Below are 7241 nucleotides of genomic sequence, written 5' to 3' on the forward strand. Positions count from 1 at the left end.
ACAGAGAAGAGCAACCCAGCTGGTGTAGCCAGAGCCTCAGCGCAAAAAACAAGAAATAGTTTTGGGCAGGCCACTCAATAATGACTTTAAACCGTTTGGGCTAGTAGTTTTGACGAGCTTGAGCTTACGGTTCGCTACGAATTATTGCTGCTTCTATGCATCGTTTTTTTCTTTTGTTTTCCCTGATCGGGCTGCTGGCCGGACAGTCTGCGTGGGCGGTGCGCATTGTGGAGTATCGCCGGATAGGGGCCACAGCCCTTACTAAATTTCAGAAGCTGGAGCTAGGCTTGTCCCTGGATGTAGCCCAAGTGCGCAACCCCTATGACCCCGCCGAAATTAGCGTGGGGGCGGAGTTTATAGCGCCTAGCGGCGAAGTGCACCGGGCCATAGGCTTCTGGTACCAAGACTTTCAGCGCTGCACCACCTGCCCGCCCTTCCCGCGCCGCAGCCCCACCGATACCTGCCTCTACTGCGCCGACTGCCCAGAAGATCCCAAATACCTCCGGCCAGTGCCGACCAGGCTGCCCTGGCGCATTCGGTTTGCGCCGCCCGAGGCAGGCCGCTGGAGTTACCGCCTGCTGGTGCGCCACGCCGATACCACCGTCACGAGCCCGGTAGTGTACTTCACCGTGGCGGCTTCCAGCAACCCTGGATTCGTGCGGGTGCATCCCAACGGCCGCAATTTCGCTTTCGCCGATGGCAGCGTGTTTTTCCCAATTGGCATGAACGCCGTTGATAAAGGCTTCGAGGACCGCTACTCCCGCCTACCGTACCTCGATGTACGAAAGGGCATTACGCGCACGGCCGATAACGGGGGCAATTTCTTGCGCCTCATGATGATGCCCGCCCAGTTTGGGATTGAGTGGGCCGATGGACCGGCCGGGCGCTACGATGCCCGCCAGAATCGCGCCTACGACCTCGATGCCCTAGTTGAGCAAGCTGCCCGCCGCCGCGTGTACCTGCAAGTGGCCTTAAGCTCCGCGACCGACATATTCGACTCCGATGGTTTCGGACATTCTTGGCGGCAACATCCTTATCGACGACTGCTGGACTCCGCGGCAACGCCCATTCAGTTCTTCACTGATTCCCTATGCCGGCAGCTTTTCCGGCAGAAGATTCGGTACGTAGTGGCCCGTTGGGGATATTCGCCCGCTTTGTTTGCCTTGGAAATGATGAACGAGGCCGATCTGTACGGCTCCGGTTCTAAGGATACCTTCTGGGACGGCAAAAACCCAAGCCATGTTGGCCGCTGGTCGGATGAGATGATTGCCTATGCCCGCTCACTCGCGCCGCAGCATTTGTACACCAACTCCTTCGGGTATGCCTTTAGTGGCGCCTACAAGCGAGAGAATGGTCCGCCATTATATGCTTCGACTCAACTCGATTTCGTGCAGGACCATTATTATAGTTCCGACTTGAACTCGGAGCACCAAAGGGCTTTTCTGGCACGGCGGGCGGCATTGTTATATCCAAGCAAGCCGTATCAATTGGCTGAATTTGCGTTGGGCATCGAAAAGGATTGTTGGTATGGAACCTCCAGTTTCACGGCCAAGCAATACCCGCGAGGCGTCAACTACCATGATCTGAACGAGATGCACAATACCTTGTGGGCATCGACTTTCAATGGATCCGGGGGCGCGGCTCTCTATTGGTGGGCCAACCAGGTGTTCGGCTTCTGCTACGGGGGCCAATACCACTATTTCAAGCCGTTGCAGCTGTTTCTGACGGGCAACCCTATTTTCGGCGAAGACTACGACGTTATTGCCAGTCCCTGCCCCGGCACTCCGGGCCCTAAAGACACCCCGCACACGCCCACTACGCCCGGCAATTGTTTTCCGGTGTGGGCAACCAGCAAAGAGGACGTCGAGAATCCAGCTTTTGCGCCTGCTGGGGCTTCTACCTCCGACCCTAACCTGGAAGTGTTTGCCCTGCGCAGCCCGGTGCGGGTAGTAGGATGGGTCCACAACCGGTACAACTACTGGTATAAGCTGCCGCACCAAGCTGGCTCCACCACAAATCCTACCTGCGTAGAGTACAACGACAACCAACCCTCCACGCCCGACAGCATCCCAGCTCTCGTAGGGCAGCGGGTCACTATTCCGGATGTAGCCCGGCCCGGCCGCTACCAGGTGGAGTTTTTCAGCACCTATCCTTATTATGATGTCAACCGCGACGGCAAGAAGGAGCAGGGCGGCATCATTCCGGAGTTCACTACCGAAGTGCGAAACGACAATGGTCAGCTCTCTTTCACGGTGCCGCCGCTCCGGCCGCTTGGCACCCCGCCTTTTGCTCCCGACTACGGCTTCAAGCTGACGTGGCTGGAAGAGAAGCCACCCGTGAAGGCCGCTCCCGCCAAAGCCCCAGTGAAAGCCGCTGCCAAGGCGCCCGCTAAAAGAGCCGTCAAAACCCCAATGAAAGCACCTGCCAAAGCCCGGCCGCGCCGCTAACCCTACTTGCGGCGTGGGGCCAAGGAAAAGGCCAATGAATGCGCGTTGGAGGGGCATAACGCAAAAGCGCCCGACTTCCGTAGAAATGAAGCCGGGCGCTTTAGGGAGAAGACCTGCTTAGAGCCAGGACGGTTTACCGGGGGTGGGTTGGGCTTCGGCCGGTTTGGGAGCGGGCTGGTGTTGGTTGAAGTATTTCTTGTCGAAGAACGAGGCGGCTTGCGCGGGCTGGTCCTCAAATTCCAGTCCTAGCGTGCGGGCATTGCGCGAGAGCTGCTTGGTAAGTAAGGCTCGCTCGGCCTGGGAGCCAATGCGCGCGTCGGCTTTCTTCTTGTTTTGGCCGCTTTGGCTGTCCAGCGCGCCGAGCAGGTTCTGGCGGTGCTTGGCGTAGGCGGTAGTGATGTCAGCCTCGAAAGTGCTGCCTAGGTCCGCGAAAGCCTTATCGAGGCGTTCGAGCAGGCCCGGCCATTCGGTGTTCTTCGCCTGGTGATACTCCGATGCGCCGCGGGGAAAGAAACGCAGGCGTCCGGCTTCATCCTTGATCTTGTAGAGAATGTACTCCCGGCCTTCGCCGGTAATCCACTTTAGCAGCGCATCAATGGCGTTGCTGAGAGTAAGCGTGCTGCCCTGGCCACTGGTGCGGGCCGTGGCGGCTTGGCTGCGCTGCCCAAAATAGGCCGTGTAACGAGCCTCTGTGGCGTCGATCAAGGCCGTGAAACGGCCGTTTTCATTGCCCTGGCGCAGCCGTTCCAAATGGTCGCGGGTGCCGGCTTCTAGGCTTTCAAAACTGATGTTCACGTCGTCGAACCAGTTGTCGAAGATTTTATCAAACGCAAGCATAGGAAAGATTGAACTTAAAGAGTGAAACGTTCGACTATTTATATAGAATACTTGGGTTATACAATCATAAAGTGTGGGAATGCCTCGCACACCTGTGCAAACCCCCCCAACACTTTCTGGACGGCCTCGCACACGTGTGCAAAGACGCTCAGCACTTTCTGGGAGCCTCCGCACAGGTGTGCAAAGGCGCCCAGCACTTTGTGGAAGCCTCCGCACACGTGTGCAAAACACCCCGCCATTTTCTGGAACTCTCCGCACGCCTGTGCGAAGGGTCTCGGCATTTTCTGAACAACTCCGCACGGTTTCAATAGCTACCCCCCGTCGCGGCGTGGCCGCGTAGCGGCTCCAGAATTGTAGCACACGGCTTCTTCCACAAGGTAGCACCGCGTAGCGGTGCCAGAGCAGCCAGTGATTCTAGCACCGCTATGCGGCGCGGAACGTGCCACCAACTGGAACCTACAATCCGAAAGCCGCCACGCAGCCACTCCGCAACGGGGGTACCCATGAAAACGCAATACAGCAGCGGGCAAGAGCGTGGCGACTTAGATAGATGCGCATCCTCTTTTGCCAGCCCGAGCGGGTCTTGGCTGGTTTAGAGCTGTTGAAAAGCTACCGATATGTCGCCTTGTCAGGACTGGTTTCAGTAGCCTTTTCCCGCGTATAGATTCTGCGTGGACCAACCGCCGCAACGAAAGACGAAGGGACCAGAAACAACAAACCCGCTAGCGGTTCGGGGCTGTAACTACGGCCGTGGGCCGGGCTTGCGGGGCCGTACCAAACTGGTAGTTAGGTTTCGGGCCCATCGTGAATTCGAGAATGCCCCCGGCCATGATGGCGGCGTGCGTGACGTAGGTATTGGGGTAGGCTTTGCCATTGAGCTTCACGGCCTGAATGTACTGGTTCTGCGCCGACGCCTTGCGGGCCAGGATGCGAAACTGCTTGCCACCCGCTACCGTCAGTACCGCCTCGCGCAGCAGCGGGGAGCCAAACACGTAACGCCCATCGGCGGGGTTGACGGGGTAGAGGCCCATAGCGGAGAAGATGTACCAGGCGCTCATCTGCCCGCAGTCCTCGTTGCCGCTCAGGCCATCGGGGGCGTTGTGGTACTGGCTGGTCAGGATGCTGTGCACCCGCTGCTGGGTGCGCCAGGGCTGGCCGACGTAGGTGTAGAGGTAGGCAATGTGGTGGCTAGGCTCGTTGCCGTGCGCGTACTGCCCCATTAGTCCGGTCATATCGCTCACGGTGCTTTCGGCGGCCATTTTCAGCTCGAAAAGAGAGTCGAGGCGTTGCGTGAAACGGGCCGGGCCGCCGAGTAGGTCCGCCAAGCCAGGCACGTCGTGGGGCACGTACCAAAGCCACTGCCAGGCCGTACCCTCGGTGTAGTCCGAATTATAGTCGGCCCGAAAAGCAGAGAAGGGCGTCGTCCATTCCCCGGCGCTGTTCTTGCCCCAAAAAAAGCCCACCGCCGGGTCGTATAGGTGGCGGTAGTACTGGCTGCGCTTGAGGAAGAACTGATAGTCGTCGGTGTGGCCCAGCGCCTGGGCCATGTAGGCGGCACACCAGTCGTCGTAGCTCATTTCCAGCGTTTTCGACACACCATTTACTTCCACATCGCTCGGCATGTAGCCCAGGCGGTCGTACACCTGCCAGGGCGAGTTTTGGTGGTCGCGCCGCAGCGTTTCGCGGATGGCCGCGTAGGCCGGCTCCACCAGCGCGGGCGGCAACAATCCCTTGCGGTACGCATCCACGATGACCGGCACCGCGTGGTTGCCGATCATGACGTGGGTTTCGTTGCCCCAGAGCGTCCAGATGGGCAGGTAGCCGCTGATTTTCTGGTGTTCCAGCATCGTGTGCACCATGTCTGCCACCCGTTCGGGTTCCAGCAGGGTATGCAGCGGATGGGTGGCGCGGTAGGTGTCCCAGAGCGAAAACGTGGAATAGTAGGCGCCCTGGCTTTGGTGGTACTTATAATCGGGCCCAAAATACTCCCCGCTCGGATCGCTGATGACGTTGGGCGCGACGTTGTTGTGATAGAGCGCGGTGTAGAAAATGGCTTTCTGCTCCGGCGTCCCGGTTATCTTGATCTTGGCCAGCTGGCTTTCCCACTCCCGGCGGGCCTGTTCGCGCACCTGCTCGAAATTCCAGCCGGGCAGCTCGGTTTGCAGGTTCTGGCGGGCGTTGGCAATGCTCACCGTCGAGAAGCCCACTTTCACCAGCAGGGCCCCCTTATCCAGATCCGTGAAGGTGGCGGCCAGCTTCAGGTCGTTGCCGTGGGCCTGTCGGTTGCCGGGCTGGAAGCGGCCATTCACGTTGAAGCCGTACACCGCCACGGGCCGCGAAAACCGCAGCACGAAGTACAAGGGCTGCAACTGCGCCCAGCCCGTAGAAATACGGTAGCCGCTGATGGTAGAGTCGTTTTCGAGCGTGATTTCCGAGTTGACCACCCGCTCCGTTATCCAGTCGCGCAGCGGGTCGATGCCGTGTTTGAGGTCGAGGATGATGTGGCCGTCGGGGCCACCCTGGAACGTGTAGCGGTGCAGGCCCGCGCGGGCCGTGGCCGTGAGTTCCACCTGCACATTGGGGTCTTGCAAGAACACGGCATAATAGCCCGGCTCGGCTTTTTCCTGCGCGTGCGAGAAGCGGGAACGGTAGCCTTCGTCGGGCCGCTCGCGGGAGCCGGGCTCAAACTGCACCGGCCCGGTGTTGGGCATGAGCAGCACATCGGCCAAGTCGCCGATGCCGGTGCCGCTGAGGTGAGTATGCGAAAACCCCATGATGCTGGCGTCGTCGTAGTGGTAGCCGGCGCACCAATCCCAGCCCGAGTAATAGGTGTCGGGGGAGAGCTGCACCAGCCCGAAAGGCCGGGTCGCGCCCGGAAACGTGTGCCCGTGCCCACCCGTTCCAATAAAGGGATTTACAAAATCGGTGAGGCGAGCAGGAGCCGGCCGGCCCTGTGGGGCTTGCGCGACCACCAATTGACGGGCGCCCAGCAGCAGGAGTAGAGGACCGATGAAACGGAAAAAGGACATGCGCACAAAGAAGAAAAGAGAGGAAAAGCAAAAGCGGATTTCCTTCCCCAACCCAGAGAAGGAAACCCGCTTAGCACGCTAAAAAACTACCGCGCCACAATAACGCGGCGCGTAAGCAAGCCGGCCGGCGTCGTCACCTTCAGCAGATACACACCCTGGCGCACCGTACCCACCGGCACCGTAAGCCGGTTGAGGCCCTTCTTCACACTGGCCTCTGCCTTGGGCACGGCCGTGCGGCCCGTCATGTCCACGAGCTGCAAGCCTAGGGCCTGCGCCTGCTCAGCCGTGTATTCGAGGCGAATTTCGGCGTCTACGGTCGTCGGGTACACTTGCAAACGCAACTCCTCGGCCTGGCTGGCAGCAGTGGCCAACGCCGTGCGGCCCGCGCTTAGATCTGTCAGTCGCCACTCCTGGTTGGTGAGGCCCGAATCTTCCCACTGCACCACGGCCCCCTCGTTGTCGAGCGACTGGGCGTACACGTCGGCGTACTTGCCACTGTTGCGGTTTTTGATCTTGTAGTAGCCGTCGCCCGTGTCCTCAAAACTCCACTGCTGGTTGTAGCCGCCCACGTAATCGTACTGCTGAATGGGGGCACTGTTGTCGGTGCGCACATCACGCACATCCAGCCCTTTCTGGCTGTTCACATTCACGATCTTGTAGTAGCCGCCGCCCACATCCGTGATGGTCCACTGCTGCGCCGCGCTGCCGTTGGCTTCGTACTGCTGCAAGGCTACGCTGTTGCCCGTATTGGAGTTCGGTACGTCCAGCGCCTTGCCGCTTTGCCGGCCTTTGATTTCGTAGGTGTGGCCCGAAACGATGCCGCTCCCGCCCCCGGTGCCGCCGCCGCTCTGCGTACCGCTCCACTGGAAGGTAGCCACGGCCCCGGCGGGCAAGGTGTAGTCGAATGCCTGGTCGCCCCACCGCACTT

Annotated in this window: 4 protein-coding genes; 1 reads left to right on the forward strand and 3 read right to left on the reverse strand. The window is 59.9% G+C overall.

Annotated elements, in window-relative coordinates:
* Positions 1-155: 155 nt before the first annotated feature.
* Positions 156-2447 carry a DUF5060 domain-containing protein gene (locus ACYSMN_RS02015; RefSeq protein ID WP_488922160.1) on the forward strand — a complete coding sequence of 764 codons (2292 nt, stop codon included), beginning with the start codon at positions 156-158 and terminating at the stop codon, positions 2445-2447.
* A 117-nt stretch (positions 2448-2564) separates the two neighbouring features.
* Here ACYSMN_RS02015 and ACYSMN_RS02020 read toward each other — a convergent pair whose 3' ends face one another.
* From ACYSMN_RS02020 to ACYSMN_RS02030, 3 genes are all read right to left on the reverse strand, one after another.
* Positions 2565-3284: a hypothetical protein gene (locus tag ACYSMN_RS02020; RefSeq protein WP_488922161.1), complete on the reverse strand. Its 720-nt coding sequence runs from the start codon at positions 3282-3284 to the stop codon at positions 2565-2567.
* A 722-nt stretch (positions 3285-4006) separates the two neighbouring features.
* Complete coding sequence (locus ACYSMN_RS02025) at positions 4007-6313, reverse strand: GH92 family glycosyl hydrolase (RefSeq protein ID WP_488922162.1); 2307 nt, start codon at positions 6311-6313, stop codon at positions 4007-4009.
* A gap of 86 nt (positions 6314-6399) precedes the next feature.
* Positions 6400-7241 (reverse strand): RICIN domain-containing protein (locus ACYSMN_RS02030; protein ID WP_488922163.1); only part of this gene is annotated, 842 nt, incomplete at its 5' end.

This window comes from Hymenobacter sp. M1-2 (assembly GCF_057808495.1).